Origin of the sequence: Rhizobium sp. Root708, assembly GCF_001429725.1 — a bacterium.
Lineage (GTDB): Bacteria > Pseudomonadota > Alphaproteobacteria > Rhizobiales > Rhizobiaceae > Rhizobium.
Genome location: NZ_LMHV01000023.1, coordinates 287,151 through 303,916 on the forward strand (window position 1 = coordinate 287,151; position 16,766 = coordinate 303,916).

Genomic DNA, 16,766 nt, shown 5'->3' on the forward strand with positions numbered 1-16,766 from the left:
TCAGCCCTTGACCGCGCCAGCCGTCAGGCCGGCCACGATGCGCCTCTGGAAGAGAAGCACCACGGCGATAAGGGGAAGCGTTACCGTGACGGATGCCGCCATGATCTGTCCGAAGGGATATTCGTAGCGGCTGGTGCCGGCAATCAGGCCGATCGCCACCGGCACCGTGCGGTTTTCGTCGGTCAGTGTGAATGTCAGCGCGAACAGGAATTCGTTCCAAGCCAGAATGAAGGCAAGAATGCCGGTGCTGGCGAGCGACGGCCCCATCAGCGGCAGCAGAATCTTCATGAGGATGCGGAAATGCGAGCAGCCGTCGATGATCGCGGCCTCCTCAAGTTCGCGCGGAAACTCCCGGATGAACGTCGTTAGAATCCACGTTGTGAACGGCACGGTGGACAAAAGATAAGTAAGGATCAGGGCGCTCGGACGATTGAACAGTCCCAACCAGTTGATCAGCTCGAACATGCCCGAGAGGACCACGACCTGCGGGAAGATCGAGATCATCAAGACGATCATAAGCACGGCCCGGCGTTGGGGGAATTCGATCCGGCCGAGCGCGTACGCTGCCGAAAGGCCGATGATCAGCGACAGCAATGTCGTCGACACCGCGACATAGGCCGAATTCACAAGCGAACTCATGAAAACGGGATTGTCGATCAACTGCCGGTAGTAGGTGAAATCGAGCGCCGGCAGCAGCGCCGAGCGATAGAGCGCCGCCCCCTGTTTCGTCGACGAGACGAAGGCCCAGTAGTAGGGAAACAGTGTGTAGACGAGCACCAGAAGGAGTGCGAAGATCTGCAGCCCCCTGAAAACGCGCCGTCTCATTCTGTAGTAGGACGCCGGTTTGCGTATAGAGCGTTGGGCGATTGCATTTGCCATGTTCAGGTCCCCGCTGCCCTGTCGAGGCGAAGAGCCCCGATGATGATGATCGCGACCAGCGCAACGAGCAGGAAGACCCATGTCGATGCCGCGGAGCCGACACCGAGCTCCTGGAAGCTGATCAGTCGGTCTCGTGCGTAGATCGACACCGTCATGACGTGCTCGTTGCTGGCCGCCAGCACATAGGCAAGGTCGAACATGCGCAGCGCATCGAGGACACGGAAGAGAACCGCTACCCCGATGGCCGGCCGCAGCATGGGCAGTGTGATCGACCAAAAACGCTTCCAGGCCGGGATACCATCGACCTCGGCCGCTTCGAATATCTCGGGCGAGATCAGCTGGAGGCCGGCGAGGATCAACAGCACCATGAAGGGTGTCGTCATCCACACGTCGATGAAGATGACGACGCCCATGATCAGCGAGCTGCTGGCCGTCCAGGCAATGCCATGATCGACCAGCCCAAGCCCCGACAGGATTTTGTTGATGACGCCGAACTGGTCGTTCAGCATCCATTCCCAGATCTTGGTGGCAACGACGACGGGAATGGCCCACGGCACGAGAATGGCGGCGCGCGCCAGACCTCGACCGGGAATGATCTCATTGAGAAGCAGCGCGATCGCGAGGCCCAGCACAGTCTCGATGGCGACCGAGATCACCGTGAAGACAAGCGTGTTTTTGACGGCGACCCACCAGCTGTGATCGTTGATGACCTCCATGAAATTGTCGAAACCGACCATGGAGTAGACGGAGGGATCATCGAGGTAGGCATCTGTGAACGAGAAGAAGAAGGTTCGGCTCAGAGGCCAGACTGCGACGAGGAGAATAACTGCGGTGACAGGGACAAGGAAGAGCCAAGCGGCCCGGTGATCGCGGCGGGCAAGTTTGGCGCTCATGGTTCACGTCCCTGCCCGGTTCCAGCCGACGCATGGCTCAGAAGCACGCGCTTGCCGTCGGCAGCAAATGCGAAGATAGCGGAGTCCGCAAAATCAAGCCCGACGCGCGTACCGATCTTGTCCGGCGAGGGAGCGGTTGGAAGCCTGACCACCCAGACAGTATCGTCCTTGATCCGGCAATAGCCGAAATGCTCATGGCCGAGGTCCTCGACACGCTCCAGCGTGCAGGCAATGCGGCCATCCGTCTCCGCGACGAGGCGCAAGGCTTCCGGACGGACGCCGATCTCCGCGATTGGTCCCGACGGATTTTGCGCGACCAACGAGAGGGAGAGATTTCCCGGGCCGACGATCGCGCCTGCATTGGTTCCTGTTTGCGCCGAAACGGCCAGGAAATTCATCCGCGGACTGCCGATGAAGCCCGCCACGAACCGGTTGTCGGGTGTATGGTAAAGCTGCTGAGGCGTTCCCACCTGCTCGATGCGGCCATGGTTGAGCACCACGATCCGGTCAGCGAGGGTCATCGCTTCCGACTGATCGTGGGTGACGTAAATCATCGTGGTCTTCAGATCGTCATGGAGCTTGGCGATCTCCATGCGCATTTCCATCCGAAGATCGGAATCGAGGTTCGAGAGCGGCTCGTCGAACAGGAATATCTCCGGTTGGCGCACCAGCGCTCGTCCGATCGCCACGCGCTGCCGTTGTCCGCCGGACAACTCGCGTGGCCGGCGCTCCATGAGGTGATCGACCTTGAGCATGCGCGCGACGGCTGAAACCTTCTGATTGATCGCATCCTTGGCCACACCAAGCGTTTCCAACGCGAAACCGATATTTCGCGCGACGCTCATGTGAGGGTAGAGGGCATAGGACTGAAAAACGAATGCGACGCCTCTCTTTGACGCCGGAACATCGGTCACATCCTCTCCGCCGATCGTCACAACCCCTTTCGAGGCCGCGACCAGGCCTGCAACGATACGGAGAAGTGTCGACTTGCCGCAGCCCGACGGGCCGACGAAGACGACAAATTCGCCATCGTTGATCTGCAGGTCGACGTCCTGAATGACAGTATGCGTACCATAGTTCTTCGATACGGATTCAAGAGAAACCGAAGCCATTTTTCACCCGGACTTATCACAATGAAAGGCTCGCCCCTTATCAGCGGCGATTGGCGGCGCGCGTCGGGAGGGCAGGTCGTCAAACCTGCCCTCCCCGCGTTCAGACTACGCTCAACGGCTTTCCTTGAGTTTTTCCAACCGCCCTGCCAGCGATGTCAGTCCGGCTTTGGTGTCGCCGCTGCCGGAGAGCATATCGTGGACAGCGCGATAGAAGGCCTGTGATACGCGATTGTAGCTAGTGCCGGTATAGCCCGAGGGACGCACGGCGCTGTCTGCGAAAGCCTGCTGATTGTCCTTCAGGAACGGGATCTTCGCCAGAACCTCAGTATCGCTGTAGAGCGCCGGGATAGACGGGTTTACCGCATCCTGCAGCGCCCGCTTCTTCTGCATGTCGGGACCGGTGATGAAGTTCACGAAGTCGGCGGCCACGTCGGGCTTGGAGCTGTACTTCGAGACGCCGTAGTACATCGGACCGAGGCAACCGCTCGACTTCTGACCTTCCGCGCCGACGGGCAACGGCATCACGCCGACCTTGTCGACGATGGCGCTGCCTTCCTTGTGCGAGGTGCCCCAAACGTAGGGCCAGTTGCGGTGGAAGACGGCATTGCCGGATTCGAAGACGGCGCGCGAGGCTTCTTCGTCGTAGTTCAACGTTCCCTCGGGGCTGATCGATCCTATCCAGCCCTTGGCCTTGTCGATTGCTTCGGCAGCCTTCGGATTGTCGATCGTCACCTTGCCGTCGTCGGCGATGATCGTGCCGCCGCCGTTCGACGCAATCAGTTCGATCGCATCGCAAGTGAGGCCTTCATAGCTCTTCGCCTGCCAGGCGTAGCCCCACATTTCGGCATTGCCGGCAGCGCGTTCCTTGTCCTGAATTTCCTTCGCGGATGCGGCGAGTTCATCCCAGGTCTTCGGCGGCTGCTTGCCGTATTTCTCCAGGAGATCCTTGCGATAGAACATCAGGCCGACGTCCATGTAGGCAGGCATGGCTATCAGGTGGCCATCCAGCTTGGCGGCGTTAAGCGTGGAGGCAAAATGCTTGTCCTGGTCCGCCTGCGGGATCACCGTCTTCAGATCGAGCAGGCCGTTCTTGAACATGCCGAGCCAGATGACGTCGAGGAACAGGACGTCGATGTCGGTCGACTTCGCCGCAAGCAGCTGCTGGTAGATCGGGATCGCGTCGTCAAGCAACGCGGGCATCTTGTTGATCTTCGCCTCGTTGCCCGTCTTCTCCTTCCAGGCATTGGCGACGTTCGTGCAGAGTTCGAACTCCGTCGGCGCGCAGAAGACTGAAATCGTCTCGGCGCTGGCCGTTCCGCTCCAGAGGGCGGCGGAGAATGCGAGGGCGGCAAGGCTCTTCTTAAGCATGATGGTTCCCTTGATTGTTATTAGAGCTTGGCATCGTCGGAACTCTTCGGTCCCTTACGACAATAGGACTGGTTATGACCAGTTATGTCAACATGGACTTTTTAAAGAATTGCGTTGAGGATAGTGACGCGGACAGGCGGATCAGAGGACAACCGAATTTGAAGACGCTCGAGACCGAAGATACATTGGTTGCTAAACAAGGCGTGATCGATCGCGACGACCCCCGTCCATTGCACAAGCAGGTCTATGCGGCGCTGCTGGCGGCGATCAGCGATGGCAGACTGCCGCTGCGCGGCAAGCTTCCTTCCGAGCGGGAACTCGTTGATCTCTACGCCGTCAGCCGCATCACCATCCGTCACGCGATTCGCGAACTGATCCAGCAAGGCGTGGTGCATAGCCAGCCGGGCAAGGGCCTCTACGTCACGGAGCGTGGCGGCGGTTTCGAACTGCAAGTCCTCAAGAGCTTTACCAGCATCGCGCTGGCCAATGGTCACAATCCGGGCCATCAGCTCATCGAAGCGAGCCTTGTTTACGCTCCGCTGGAAATCAGTCGTCCGCTGTTTCTAGCACCCGGCGCAGAGGTCGTCCTTCTGTCGAGACTGCGCCTGCTCGACAATATTCCCGCCGTCATCCAGACCGACTGGATTCCCGCTGCGCGCGTTCCCGGGCTGCTTGATCTGGATTGGGGAATTGCAAACCGCTCGCTTTATGAAGAGTTGCGCGAACGCTACGGCATTTTCCCAAAGCGCGGACAAACGACGCTGAGTGCGCGGCTCGCGGATGTGAACGAGGCACGCCTTCTGCAACTGTCACCGCCCGCAGCTGTCCTCACCGTCGACCAGATCGCCTTCGATGACAGGAACCGGCCGGTCAACATGACGGCCCTCGTGCATCATCCCGCGCGGTATCCGCTGACACTGCTGCAGTCCGAGACTGGAGATTTTACACAGTACTGACGTTACGGTCCCTGTTCCGAATACCTGCCTTCGGGATGAAACAAGCGGCCAGACACTCAAACACGTTCGCATTCGTTTGACATTCGAATAATCTTCATTTTAACTGCATTAACTTTCGCAATCTTGGCTCGGAGGGGGAACGTGAGCCGGAAGATTTACGATCTTTTCGTCATCGGCGGAGGCATCAACGGGTGTGGGATCGCCCGTGATGCGGTCGGGCGCGGCTATTCGGTCGCACTTGCAGAAATGAACGATTTCGCTTCGGGAACATCATCCGGCGCGACCAAACTCATCCATGGCGGCCTTCGCTACCTCGAGCACTTCGAGTTTCGGCTCGTGCGTGAATCGCTCATGGAGCGCGAGGTGCTTTGGGCAACGGCGCCGCACATCATTCGGCCGATGCGCTTCGTGCTTCCCTACCATAAAGGCGGCATCCGTCCGGCATGGCTTATTCGTCTTGGATTGTTTGTCTACGATCACCTCGGCGGGCGGAAACTGTTGCCGCCAACCAAGGTTCTGGACATGCGTCGCGATCCGGCCGGCAAACCATTGAAAGCAATCTTTACCAAGGCTTTCGAATACTCGGACGGCTGGGTCGACGATGCCCGTATGGTTGTCCTGAATGCAAGGGATGCGGCCGACCGCGGCGCACTGATCATGCCGCGAACGAAAGTCGTCGCGGCCAGACGCGAGAATGACCTTTGGTCGATTGACGCGGTCGATACCGCCAGCGGCCAACCGAGCAGTTTTCAAGCGCGAATGCTGGTGAATGCAGCCGGCCCGTGGGTTGATCAGGTCATTCACTCGGCCATCGGACAAAACGAGGCTCAGCATGTGCGGCTGGTGCAGGGCAGCCATATCGTCGTGCGGAAGAAGTTTGATCATCCTCGGGCTTACTTCTTTCAAAATCCCGACAATCGGATCATCTTCGCGATACCGTACGAAGAGGATTTTACGCTGATCGGCACCACCGACCGCGACTATTCGGCTGATCCCAAGGATGTGAAAATCACCGAGGAAGAGACAACTTATCTCTGCAAGGCGGCGAGCGAATATTTCAAGGAACCAGTTGTCCCAGGGGATATCGTCTGGACCTATTCGGCCGTGCGGCCGTTGTTCGACGACGGCGCCTCAAAAGCGCAGGAAGCAACGCGCGACTATGTGTTGATCGTCGAGGGCACCGGGGCAACCGCCCCTCTGCTCAATGTCTTTGGCGGCAAACTGACGACATATCGGCGGCTGTCTGAGCACGCGCTGGAAAAGATCGCCACAGCGATCGGCCCCAAGGGTGCGCCGTGGACGGCGAAGGGCCGGCTGCCGGGCGGCGATTTTGCAGTGACCGGCTATGAGGCGCAAGTCGGTGATCTGAAGGGCCGCTACCCGTTCCTCGCAAATCAGCATGCCCGCCGGCTGGTGCGTTGCTACGGAACAAAGGCCGCCGTGATGCTCGAACGGGCGGCAAGTATCGAGGATTTGGGACGCTGTTTCGGTGGCGATCTCTATGAGATTGAAGTTCGCTACCTAATCGAGCATGAATGGGCTAGGCACGCCGATGACGTGCTCTGGAGGAGAACGAAGGAAGGCCTGCGCCTGAGCAAGGAACAGGCTGGGTTGCTGGAGGAGTACATGGCCGCGCTACCGGCTCAGATGGCCGGATAAAAGAGCGGCATGTGGTCCCCGCTGTGAGGAGGCACGGGAGCCGGAATGCTGGAATTGCGAAACGTCGCGAAGACGGTTGGCGGGGATACTCATATCCACGCGACCGATCTCGCGTTTGAACGCGGCACGCTGAACGTGCTCTTGGGGCCGACCCTGTCTGGCAAGACGTCGCTGATGCGGCTGATGGCCGGGCTCGACCGGCCGACCAGCGGGACGATCCATTTCGATGGCGTCGATGTCACCGGCATGCCGGTGCAGAAGCGCAATGTCGCGATGGTCTACCAGCAGTTCATCAACTACCCCGCCTTTACGGTCTACGAGAACATCGCCTCGCCGATGCGGATATCGGGCAAGGATGCCGCCACCATCGATCGCGAGGTGCGCAAGGCCGCCGATCTGTTGCGGCTGACGCCCTATCTCGATCGCACGCCGCTCAATCTCTCCGGCGGCCAGCAGCAGCGCACGGCGCTTGCCCGCGCGCTGGTGAAGAACGCCAGCCTCGTGCTGATGGACGAGCCGCTGGCCAATCTTGACTACAAGCTGCGCGAGGAGCTGCGCGCCGAGCTGCCGAGGATATTCGCGCAATCCGGCGCCATCTTCGTCTATGCCACGACCGAGCCATCCGAAGCGCTGCTGCTCGGCGGCAATACGGCGACGTTGTCGGAAGGGCGGGTGACGCAGTTCGGGCCGACGATTTCGGTCTACCGGACGCCACGCGATCTCACCACCGCCAAGACCTTCGCCGATCCGCCGCTCAACTTCATCGATGTGGTGAAAGCGGGCGCGACGTTCAAGCGCGACGGGCGTGATGTGTTTGCGGTGCCGGGGCATCTGGCCGGCATGGCCGACGGGCCGGTGACGGTGGCGTTTCATCCGCATCATCTCGGGCTTTCGCCGCAGACACCGAGCGCGGTGCGGCTCAAAGCGCGCACGCAGCTGTCGGAGATCACCGGCTCGGAGAGCTTCGTCTATCTCGATTACGAGGGCGTGCGCTGGGTGATGCTGGCGCATGGCATTCACGACATCGATCCGGACACCGATATCGACGTGTTTCTGGATGGACGCCACCTGATGGCATTCGACACCAGCGGCCGGGCGATCTCGTCCGGCGCAACGGCTTGAAGGGGTAGGGACATGGCACGCATCACGCTCGACCACATCCGCCACGCCTACGGGCCGAACCCGCAATCGGACAAGGACTACGCGTTGCGCGAAGTCGACCACGAATGGAACGATGGCGGCGCCTATGCGCTGCTTGGTCCTTCCGGCTGCGGTAAGACGACGCTGCTCAACATCATCTCCGGCCTGCTACAGCCGTCGCATGGCCGCATCCTGTTCGACGGCAAGGACGTGACCAATCTCGCGACGCAGGCGCGCAACATCGCACAGGTGTTCCAGTTTCCCGTCATCTACGACACGATGACCGTGTACGACAATCTGGCCTTTCCGCTGCGCAATCGCGGCGTATCGGAGCCCGAGGTTGACCGTCGGGTTCGCGAAATTCTCGAGATGATCGATCTCACACCGATGGCGCGGCGCAAGGCGCAGGGACTCACCGCCGACCAGAAACAGAAGATCTCGCTCGGCCGCGGGCTGGTGCGCAGCGACGTCAACGCCATCCTCTTCGACGAGCCGCTGACAGTCATCGATCCCCATATGAAATGGGTGCTGCGTTCGCAGCTGAAACGGCTGCACAAGCAGTTCGGTTTCACCATGGTCTATGTCACCCATGACCAGACGGAGGCGCTGACTTTCGCTGACAAGGTCGTCGTGATGTACGAAGGCCAGATCGTGCAGATCGGCACGCCCGCCGAGCTGTTCGAGAGGCCGAGCCACACCTTCGTCGGTTACTTCATCGGCTCGCCCGGCATGAACGTGCTGCCGGCAAAGCTCGACGGCAACAGAGTGACGATGGGGGCTGAAAGCCTGTCGCTTGACTACGCGCCGAAGGCTGCCGCTGGTGCGAAGACGGAGCTCGGGATACGCCCTGAATTCATCCGCATCGGGCGCGAGGGCATGCCTGTCACGATCAACCGGGTCGAGGATATCGGCCGTCAGAAGATCGTGAGGGCGGATTTCGCGGGCCAGCCGATCGCCATCGTCGTGACTGAAGATGCCGAAATCCCCGCGGAAGCGCGGGTCACCTTCGATCCCACAGCCATCAACATCTACGCCGATTCCTGGCGTGTCGGCAGGGAGGGCTGAGCCATGAACAAGACCTGGAACAACAAGGCCTGGTTTCTGGTGCTGCCGGTGCTGGTGCTCGTCGCCTTCTCGGCGGTGATCCCGCTGATGACCGTCGTCAACTACTCGGTGCAGGACACGTTCGGGAACAACGAGTTCTTTTGGGCGGGCACGGACTGGTTCGTTCAGACGCTGCAATCCGACCGCTTCTGGGCGGCCTTGCAGCGCAATCTTGCCTTCTCGCTGATCATCCTGGCTTTGGAGATCCCGCTCGGTATCTTCATCGCGCTCAACATGCCGAAGAAGGGGATCGGCGTGCCGGTCTGCCTAGTCCTGATGGCATTGCCGCTCCTTATTCCGTGGAACGTCGTCGGCACCATCTGGCAGGTGTTCGGTCGCGTCGATATCGGCCTGCTCGGCCATACGCTGGAGGCGATCGGACTCGACTACAACTACGTCCGCGATCCTGTCGATGCGTGGATCACCGTCATCGTCATGGACGTCTGGCACTGGACGAGCCTTGTGGTGCTGTTGTGCTATGCCGGTCTCGTGTCGATCCCGGATGCCTATTATCAGGCGGCGAAGATCGATGGCGCGTCGCGCTGGTCGGTGTTCCGCTATATCCAGCTGCCGAAAATGAAGCGCGTGCTTCTGATCGCCGTGCTGCTGCGCTTCATGGACAGCTTCATGATCTATACCGAACCCTTCGTCGTCACCGGCGGCGGCCCCGGCAATTCGACCACCTTCCTGTCGATCGATCTGGTGAAGATGGCCGTCGGTCAGTTCGACCTCGGTCCGGCGGCCGCGATGTCGATCATCTACTTCCTGATCATCCTGCTGCTCTCATGGATCTTCTACACCGTGATGACCAGCGGCGACGAGAACGCGTGAGGAGGAGAGGACCATGGCTCAAGCAATGACACAGACGATGAAATACAAGCCGGCCGGCAACTTCTCCTGGGTCGTCTCGACCATCTACATCATCTTCCTGCTCTTGCCGATCTACTGGCTGGTCAACATGAGCTTCAAGGAGAATGCCGAGATCACCGGCACCTTCTCGCTCTGGCCGCAGAACCCGACGCTCAGGAACTACACGATCATCTTCACCGATCCGTCGTGGTACAACGGCTACATCAACTCGATCACCTATGTAGCCATGAATACCGTCATCTCGGTGCTGGCGGCGCTGCCTGCGGCCTATGCCTTCTCGCGCTACCGGTTCCTCGGAGACAAGCACCTGTTCTTCTGGCTCCTGACCAACCGCATGGCGCCGCCAGCCGTCTTCGCGCTGCCGTTCTTCCAGCTCTATTCGGCGTTCGGTCTGATCGACACCCATATCGCGGTCGCGCTGGCTCACTGCCTGTTCAACGTGCCGCTGGCGGTCTGGATCCTCGAAGGCTTCATGTCCGGCGTGCCGAAAGAGATCGACGAGACGGCCTATATCGACGGCTATTCGTTCCCGCGTTTCTTCGTCCGCATCTTCATGCCGCTCGTGGCATCGGGGATCGGGGTGGCGGCCTTCTTCTGCTTCATGTTCTCGTGGGTGGAGTTGCTGCTTGCCCGCACGCTGACGACCACGGCGGCGAAGCCGATCTCGGCGATCATGACGCGCACGGTGTCGGCCTCGGGCATGGACTGGGGCGTGCTGGCGGCGGCCGGCGTGCTCACCATCATTCCCGGCGCGCTCGTCATCTATTTCGTCCGCAACTACATCGCCAAAGGCTTCGCGCTTGGCCGCGTCTGAAAAGGGAGACCACTCATGCATTTTTCCTGGATGGCGTGGACGCTGCCGACCGCATTGTTCTTTCTCACGATCCTCGTGCTTCTGATCGGCATGAGCGTATGGGAATATCTGGCGCCGGGCGGCTCGCCGCGTGTGGGGGTCTTGAGGTTCGAGACCACGCGGGGAGACCGTCTCTTCATATCGCTGCTGGGAGCAGCGTTTATTCATCTCGCATGGTTGGGTCTTGTTGGACCCAACCTGTGGTGGGCTCTTGGCCTTGCCGTAGTCTACGCCATCGGCGTGTTCCGCTACGTCTGAGCCAAGGAGATACAGATGGCCGGGGGTACTGGCCGCCTGACGTGAAGACTGCAATCGCAAACCCTGGGAGGATATCATGCGAAGGCATCTACTAGCGACAACAGCAGGCATCCTGTTGGCCATGGCGGGTTCCGCCTATGCCGGCATGGACGAGGCAAAAACATTTCTGGACAAGGAAGTCGGCGATCTCTCGACGCTTTCTCGCGCGGACCAGGAAAAGGAAATGCAGTGGTTCATCGATGCGGGCAAGCCTTTTGCCGGCATGGACATCAAGGTCGTTTCCGAAACACTGACCACCCATGAGTATGAATCGAAGGTTCTGGCGCCTGCCTTCACGGCAATCACCGGCATCAAGATCACCCATGACCTGATCGGTGAAGGCGACGTCGTCGAAAAGCTGCAGACGCAGATGCAGTCGGGCGAGAACATCTACGACGCCTATGTCAACGATTCGGACCTGATCGGCACCCATTGGCGCTACCAGCAGGCCCGTTCGCTGACCGACTGGATGGAGAAGGAAGGCAAGGACGTCACCAATCCCGGCCTCGACATCAACGACTTCATCGGCACGAAGTTCACGACCGCGCCTGACAAGAAGCTCTACCAGCTTCCCGACCAGCAGTTCGCGAACCTCTACTGGTTCCGGTACGACTGGTTCAACGACGAGAAGAACAAGGCCGACTTCAAGGCGAAGTACGGCTACGATCTCGGCGTTCCGGTCAACTGGTCGGCTTATGAGGACATCGCCGAGTTCTTCACCGGTCGTGAAGTGAACGGCAAGAAGGTCTTCGGCCACATGGACTACGGCAAGAAGGACCCGTCGCTCGGATGGCGCTTCACCGATGCCTGGCTGTCGATGGCCGGCAACGGCGACAAGGGCCTGCCGAACGGTCTGCCTGTCGACGAGTGGGGTATCAAGGTTGACGAGAACTCGCGTCCAGTTGGTTCATGCGTCGCGCGTGGCGGTGATACCAACGGCCCGGCAGCCGTCTATTCGATCCAGAAGTACCTGGATTGGTTGAAGGCCTATGCACCCCCGGCAGCACAGGGCATGAACTTCTCCGAATCCGGCCCCGTGCCGGCGCAGGGCGAAGTGGCCCAGCAGATCTTCTGGTACACCGCCTTTACGGCCGATGCCGTCAAGCCGGGCCTGCCAGTTGTCAACGAGGACGGCACGCCGAAGTGGCGCATGGCGCCCAGCCCGCACGGTGTCTACTGGAAGGACGGCATGAAGCTCGGCTATCAGGACGTCGGTTCCTGGACGCTGATGAAGTCGACACCAGACGATCGCGCCAAGGCCGCATGGCTCTATGCGCAGTTCGTGACCTCGAAGACGGTGGACGTGAAGAAGAGCCACGTCGGTCTCACCTTCATCCGCGAATCCACCATTCGCGACAAGAGCTTCACGGAGCGCGCTCCGAAGCTCGGCGGTCTGATCGAGTTCTATCGCTCGCCGGCCCGCGTGCAGTGGTCGCCGACCGGCACCAACGTTCCTGATTATCCGAAGCTGGCACAGCTCTGGTGGCAGGCCGTCGGCGATGCGTCCTCCGGCGCCAAGACCGCCCAGGAAGCCATGGATTCGCTTTGCGCCGAGCAGGAAAAGGTCCTGCAGCGCCTAGAGCGCGCCAAGGTCCAGGGCGATATCGGCCCGAAGCTCGCCGAGGAGCATGATCTCGAATACTGGAACAAGGACGCGGTCGCCAAGGGCAACCTCGCTCCCCAGTTGAAGATCGAAAACGAGAAGGAAAAGCCAGTTACTGTCAATTACGACGAGCTGGTCAAGAGCTGGCAGTCCAACTAAGGGGCTGTCCTGGCCGGGGGTTAGCGTCCCCGGCCAATCCAATCTGGCTTCCTGCTGCCAGGTCGCAAGCGATGTTTTCTACAGAGCCCTTGCTAGGAAATGATCGAGCGGAAGCGATCTGTTTGACCAATGGCACTTCGGCCAGAAAGCAGCTCAATAGAATTTCCAGGCCTTGCTTTTCGGGGTGTCGATATGAAGATTCGCAAGGCCTAATCGGATCGCGAAGCCGTCAAGTATTTGCAGTTGCACCTAGCCAGGCTTCAAAAGTGATTGTGCCTAGCGCAGCTCGCGTTCCGACAGGTGTCAGCGAATTGGTTTCGAGCTTCGAGCCAAAGTAGGTCGCCTGAGGATCGCCGATCACGATCCTTGGATCGTGCTTCGCCTGCAAATAGGACGCCATGATGTCACTCGCTCTAAAGGCTTCAGGCCCGGCAACGTCGACGGTCTGGTTTCGTGGCTCCTCCATCGCGACCGCGCTGACGAACTTGGCGACATCATCAGCCGCTATCGGCTGCAGATATGCGGTGGAGACTTTCACGACATTGCCCTGGGTAGACGCGCTGGCAATTACGTCGAGGAATTCCAGAAACTGTGTGGCCCGCACAATAGCGAACGGCATCCCGGAGCTCTTGACAGTCTCCTCCTGCGCCAGTTTCGCGCTGTAATACCCATTGGACGGCAGTCGGTCGATGCCGACGACCGAGAGCACGACCAGACTTCCGACACCGGCGCTCTTTGCTTCGCGAGCGATGTTCGAAGAGGATTTCGTAAAGAAATCGAAGACCGCGCTTTCTTCGAACGACGGCGAATCCGAGGTGTCAATGACGACATCCACCCCCTTCAGACTGGCAGCAAGCCCCTCGCCCGTCATGGTGTCGACGCCGGTGCGTCGCGACGCGGCGATGACGTCGTGACCCGCGCCTTTCAGAATCTTGCAAACCCTTGAGCCGATGCGGCCGCTTCCACCGACAACCAAAGCTTTCATCGTGAATCCCCCGTGACGATGTAAAGATGCATTAAACGGGGACGACGCGTCCCCAAGTTCAGGCCTTGCACGTATAAGGAGTGTCGCGCCAGGAGAATCCTCCGACCGCCCACCTATACTTTGGTTTACCCACCTCGACTGCAAGGGCTGAAGTGCAAAGGCATTGCCGGCATTCGAGGTGAGCAAGGTGTGTCCTATTGCCCGACCTCGCTATGGCATAGATCGCTGCCACCAATGTCATCGATCACACCGAAGGCATCCCGACTTGCGTGTCAAAGTCGGGCACAGACCGGAAACAAACGGCAGCGCGGGCGTCTGGAAGACGCCAACGCTTCCCGAGGAATGCAAGACTCGGCTGAACGAGCAAATCGTATCGCTGCCCCCCTAGCAGTCCTATTTGTCCGGGGTCGTCAGCTCAGTTTCCTTGGTGTCGACGACGAAAACCGCCAGGATTTTGGCATCCTCGGTGTCACTGGCATTGGCGCTGATCTTGTGGTGGTCTCCGGGTACCTCAATCCAATTTTCGCCGGTGTTGTAAACCTTAGGCTCTCCGTCGTTCACCTGACTTTTGATTTTCCCCTCAATCACGGTCGCATAAATGAACGCACTTTTCGCATGAGTATGTGAGGGGTTCGAGCCACCTGGACCATATTCAACGAGGACACCACGAAGACTTTTACCGGGGACATTCGGCAGCACGTGGTCGAAAACCACGGTAACTTTGGCGTTATGCGGTTTGTCAGCCGCAAGACCTGGCATTGCTATCGACGAAGCGATGAGTAGGACCGAGAGTGTTCTAAGCATGGTCTGTGTCTCCTCTTAGCTGCGTTGTAGGGTTGGGTGATTACTGACATTACAGCGTTCACGCCTCAGTTTTGAGATATACGAAGGTTTGCCGCATTCGCTGGGGCCTGTGGAACGTAGGGCTTCGGACCGTCGAGTTCGCCAGCGCTAGCGTCAGATACTCGCAGATCGCGTCCCGGTACCGCCTATGTGCCGGCATTATCTTTGCGGGTAGCCACGGCCGGCGACATCCATAAAACCTAAGTTTGGATTACCGAGCACCGACGGCGCCTGTACTTCTTTCCCAGCCATCCACGGGGTCTTCAGCGTCCGAAACAAGCGCGGTCCCGGGCCTTCGCAACCAAACGAAATCCGCGGTCTGCGGAGGGCAAGCGATTGGCCGAGCGTCGAACCAACACAGGAGCGCGTTATGTCGCAAGCACTAACCGAGAACCATCCGTCGGCTGTCAATCAGCTCAAAGTCCCGGCGGATACCACCTTTCATCCGGGCAAGAAGGGAGCCGAGGAGCTGGTGCCTTCGCGCTATGCTTTGAAGATCGGCGATATCGACGTCATGGTTGTCAGCGATGGCGTCCTGCCCCTGCCGACTGAAATGATGGGGCACAATGCGGACGCAGCCGTTCGAGCGAACTGGATGGCGGACATGTTCCTGCCAGCGGACGCGTTTGACTGGCCGCTAAACGCGGTTGTCGTCAAGAGCGGTGACAAGACAATCCTCGTCGACGCGGGCCTCGGTCTCGATCCGAACCTCAACCTTCCGCGCGCCGGCCAATTGATCCAGCGCCTGCAAGCCGCGGACATCGATCTCGGCTCGGTTACCGATATCGTCCTCACCCACATGCACATGGACCACGTTGGCGGCCTCGTCGTCGGCGGCATCAAGGAGCGCCTCCGGCCCGATCTGCGCATTCACGTTGCGCAGGCAGAAGTCGATTTCTGGGAAAATCCCGACTTCACAAGGACGCGTATGCCGGATGGCTTCCCGGACGCCTTGCGCGCAACTGCAAAGCGCTTCCTCGCGGACTATCGGGGGAACCTTCGGACCTTCAAGGACGAGCAGGAAATCGCACCTGGTGTCATCGCCCGTCGCACCGGCGGCCATACCCCAGGCCACTGCATCGTTCGCCTGGCTTCGGGCAACGAGGCGCTGACGTTTGCCGGCGATGCGATCTTCGCGGTCGGTTTCGACCAGCCGGAATGGTTCAACGGTTTCGAACACGACCCCGAGGAGGCAGCCCGTGTCCGCATCAATCTCCTGCGTAAACTCGCCGGAACGGGTGAGCTTCTCGTCGCCACCCATCTGCCATTCCCATCGCTCGGACGTGTCGCCGTCGCCGGCGACGTATTCCGGTGGGTCCCGGTCTTCTGGGACTACTGAAAAAAACCGCAATGCCGGAGATCGATCTGACGATCTCGAGGAGACAAAACGCTCCGCCGCTGAAATGACGTCCTCGAAACGGGGGAAGTGCGGTGGCATTTGCGGCAGCAGCAGCTGTCCAAAATTCGATGCGAGATTGGATGTCCGGCAATAGCCGGACATCCTTTCGTTCGTTTCTACCAAGGGTTCCTGATCCCGGTTGGTCGAGCGCGGGCATCTCGATCAGGATTATACTCACTAGATTGCGAGGATGACGACATGACACGGCTGGCAACATGCTGCTGCGGCGAACTCTCGGCAACCACCAACGGCCCGCCAGCGATGGTCGCTCTGTGCAATTGCCGATCTTGCCAACGGCGCACCGGCTCGGCCTTCGGTGTGGCTGTTCTCTTCAACTCGGAAAATGTGCAGTGTGCCGGAGAAGCGAAGGGCTATACAAGGGCCGGCGATAGCGGCCACGATGTGACATTCAACTTCTGTCCCGGCTGCGGAACGACCGTGTATTGGATGCCAGACGCCTATCCCGGCTTCACGGCGGTCGGTTTGGGTTGCTTCGAAGACCCTTCGGGTCTGGAGCCCGAGACAGTCGTTTACGGCCGTCTGCAGCATCCTTGGGTTAAGTTGCAAGCGGGCTAGTGGTCGCGGAGAACCGAAGTTCGACGCGGCCGCCTTGCACAGTCTGCCTGCCTCCGCGGCCAACAACGAA

16 protein-coding genes are annotated in these 16,766 nt (G+C 59.7%); 10 read left to right on the plus strand and 6 right to left on the minus strand.

Annotated features, from left to right (window positions below; genetic code table 11):
• The 4 genes from ASE04_RS15770 to ASE04_RS15785 form a co-directional block, all read right to left on the minus strand.
• Entirely contained in the window at nt 1-879 is an 879-nt protein-coding gene (locus ASE04_RS15770) for a carbohydrate ABC transporter permease (protein WP_082597364.1), read from the minus strand.
• Between the two features lie 2 nt (nt 880-881).
• Entirely contained in the window at nt 882-1,772 is an 891-nt protein-coding gene (locus ASE04_RS15775) for a carbohydrate ABC transporter permease (RefSeq protein ID WP_056818846.1), read from the minus strand.
• Nucleotides 1,769-2,884 (minus strand): ABC transporter ATP-binding protein, encoded by a 1,116-nt coding sequence (locus ASE04_RS15780; protein ID WP_056818848.1) that lies wholly within the window; start codon nt 2,882-2,884, stop codon nt 1,769-1,771. Before ASE04_RS15780 ends, ASE04_RS15775 begins: the two co-directional genes overlap by 4 nt.
• A 111-nt stretch (nt 2,885-2,995) precedes the next feature.
• Nucleotides 2,996-4,252 carry an ABC transporter substrate-binding protein gene (locus ASE04_RS15785; RefSeq protein ID WP_056818850.1) on the minus strand — a complete coding sequence of 419 codons (1,257 nt, stop codon included), beginning with the start codon at nt 4,250-4,252 and terminating at the stop codon, nt 2,996-2,998.
• 158 nt (nt 4,253-4,410) lie between these two features.
• Between ASE04_RS15785 and ASE04_RS15790 the strand changes: the two genes are divergently transcribed.
• The 8 genes from ASE04_RS15790 to ASE04_RS15825 all read left to right on the plus strand — a co-directional run bounded on the left by ASE04_RS15790 (nt 4,411) and on the right by ASE04_RS15825 (nt 12,893).
• On the plus strand, nt 4,411-5,208 hold the full coding sequence (locus tag ASE04_RS15790; RefSeq protein WP_082597365.1) for a GntR family transcriptional regulator: 798 nt from the start codon (nt 4,411-4,413) through the stop codon (nt 5,206-5,208).
• A 141-nt stretch (nt 5,209-5,349) separates the two neighbouring features.
• Nucleotides 5,350-6,867 carry a glycerol-3-phosphate dehydrogenase gene (gene glpD, locus ASE04_RS15795; protein WP_056818852.1) on the plus strand — a complete coding sequence of 506 codons (1,518 nt, stop codon included), beginning with the start codon at nt 5,350-5,352 and terminating at the stop codon, nt 6,865-6,867.
• 45 nt (nt 6,868-6,912) lie between these two features.
• Nucleotides 6,913-7,989, plus strand: coding sequence for an ABC transporter ATP-binding protein (locus ASE04_RS15800; protein WP_056818854.1), 1,077 nt, complete (start codon nt 6,913-6,915; stop codon nt 7,987-7,989).
• Between the two features lie 12 nt (nt 7,990-8,001).
• Nucleotides 8,002-9,072 (plus strand): ABC transporter ATP-binding protein, encoded by a 1,071-nt coding sequence (locus ASE04_RS15805; RefSeq protein WP_056818856.1) that lies wholly within the window; start codon nt 8,002-8,004, stop codon nt 9,070-9,072.
• A 3-nt stretch (nt 9,073-9,075) separates the two neighbouring features.
• Entirely contained in the window at nt 9,076-9,942 is an 867-nt protein-coding gene (locus ASE04_RS15810; RefSeq protein WP_037178749.1) for a carbohydrate ABC transporter permease, read from the plus strand.
• A gap of 25 nt (nt 9,943-9,967) precedes the next feature.
• Complete coding sequence (locus ASE04_RS15815) at nt 9,968-10,795, plus strand: carbohydrate ABC transporter permease (RefSeq protein ID WP_056819128.1); 828 nt, start codon at nt 9,968-9,970, stop codon at nt 10,793-10,795.
• 15 nt (nt 10,796-10,810) lie between these two features.
• The gene (locus ASE04_RS15820; protein WP_056818857.1) at nt 10,811-11,092 is read left to right on the plus strand and encodes a DUF2160 domain-containing protein; all 282 of its coding nucleotides are present in this window, start codon (nt 10,811-10,813) and stop codon (nt 11,090-11,092) included.
• A gap of 76 nt (nt 11,093-11,168) precedes the next feature.
• Nucleotides 11,169-12,893, plus strand: a complete 1,725-nt coding sequence (locus tag ASE04_RS15825; RefSeq protein ID WP_056818859.1) for an ABC transporter substrate-binding protein — start codon at nt 11,169-11,171, stop codon at nt 12,891-12,893.
• A gap of 229 nt (nt 12,894-13,122) precedes the next feature.
• Here the strand turns inward: ASE04_RS15825 and ASE04_RS15830 are convergent, their stop codons facing one another.
• Both ASE04_RS15830 and ASE04_RS15835 read right to left on the minus strand, forming a co-directional pair.
• A complete protein-coding gene (locus tag ASE04_RS15830; RefSeq protein ID WP_244490424.1) occupies nt 13,123-14,064 on the minus strand; it encodes an SDR family oxidoreductase in 942 nt (313 codons plus the stop codon).
• 207 nt (nt 14,065-14,271) lie between these two features.
• A complete protein-coding gene (locus ASE04_RS15835; protein WP_056818864.1) occupies nt 14,272-14,682 on the minus strand; it encodes a cupin domain-containing protein in 411 nt (136 codons plus the stop codon).
• A 409-nt stretch (nt 14,683-15,091) separates the two neighbouring features.
• On the opposite strand from ASE04_RS15835, the gene ASE04_RS15840 reads away from it, so the two are divergent.
• Nucleotides 15,092-16,060 carry an MBL fold metallo-hydrolase gene (locus ASE04_RS15840; RefSeq protein WP_082597366.1) on the plus strand — a complete coding sequence of 323 codons (969 nt, stop codon included), beginning with the start codon at nt 15,092-15,094 and terminating at the stop codon, nt 16,058-16,060.
• Between the two features lie 258 nt (nt 16,061-16,318).
• Entirely contained in the window at nt 16,319-16,696 is a 378-nt protein-coding gene (locus ASE04_RS15845) for a GFA family protein (RefSeq protein ID WP_056818866.1), read from the plus strand.
• Nucleotides 16,697-16,766 lie beyond the last annotated feature (70 nt).

What these genes read in the sequence shown, in the direction of transcription:
- ASE04_RS15780 (WP_056818848.1), bottom strand. Translation starts at nt 2,884, where the DNA reads ATGGCTTCGGTTTCTCTTGAATCCGTATCGAAGAACTATGGTACGCAT.
- ASE04_RS15800 (WP_056818854.1), top strand. Translation starts at nt 6,913, where the DNA reads ATGCTGGAATTGCGAAACGTCGCGAAGACGGTTGGCGGGGATACTCAT.
- ASE04_RS15815 (WP_056819128.1), top strand. Translation starts at nt 9,968, where the DNA reads ATGACACAGACGATGAAATACAAGCCGGCCGGCAACTTCTCCTGGGTC.
- ASE04_RS15835 (WP_056818864.1), bottom strand. Translation starts at nt 14,682, where the DNA reads ATGCTTAGAACACTCTCGGTCCTACTCATCGCTTCGTCGATAGCAATG.
- ASE04_RS15785 (WP_056818850.1), bottom strand. Translation starts at nt 4,252, where the DNA reads ATGCTTAAGAAGAGCCTTGCCGCCCTCGCATTCTCCGCCGCCCTCTGG.
- ASE04_RS15825 (WP_056818859.1), top strand. Translation starts at nt 11,169, where the DNA reads ATGCGAAGGCATCTACTAGCGACAACAGCAGGCATCCTGTTGGCCATG.
- ASE04_RS15805 (WP_056818856.1), top strand. Translation starts at nt 8,002, where the DNA reads ATGGCACGCATCACGCTCGACCACATCCGCCACGCCTACGGGCCGAAC.
- ASE04_RS15820 (WP_056818857.1), top strand. Translation starts at nt 10,811, where the DNA reads ATGCATTTTTCCTGGATGGCGTGGACGCTGCCGACCGCATTGTTCTTT.
- ASE04_RS15840 (WP_082597366.1), top strand. Translation starts at nt 15,092, where the DNA reads ATGTCGCAAGCACTAACCGAGAACCATCCGTCGGCTGTCAATCAGCTC.
- ASE04_RS15810 (WP_037178749.1), top strand. Translation starts at nt 9,076, where the DNA reads ATGAACAAGACCTGGAACAACAAGGCCTGGTTTCTGGTGCTGCCGGTG.
- ASE04_RS15775 (WP_056818846.1), bottom strand. Translation starts at nt 1,772, where the DNA reads ATGAGCGCCAAACTTGCCCGCCGCGATCACCGGGCCGCTTGGCTCTTC.
- ASE04_RS15770 (WP_082597364.1), bottom strand. Translation starts at nt 879, where the DNA reads ATGGCAAATGCAATCGCCCAACGCTCTATACGCAAACCGGCGTCCTAC.
- ASE04_RS15845 (WP_056818866.1), top strand. Translation starts at nt 16,319, where the DNA reads ATGACACGGCTGGCAACATGCTGCTGCGGCGAACTCTCGGCAACCACC.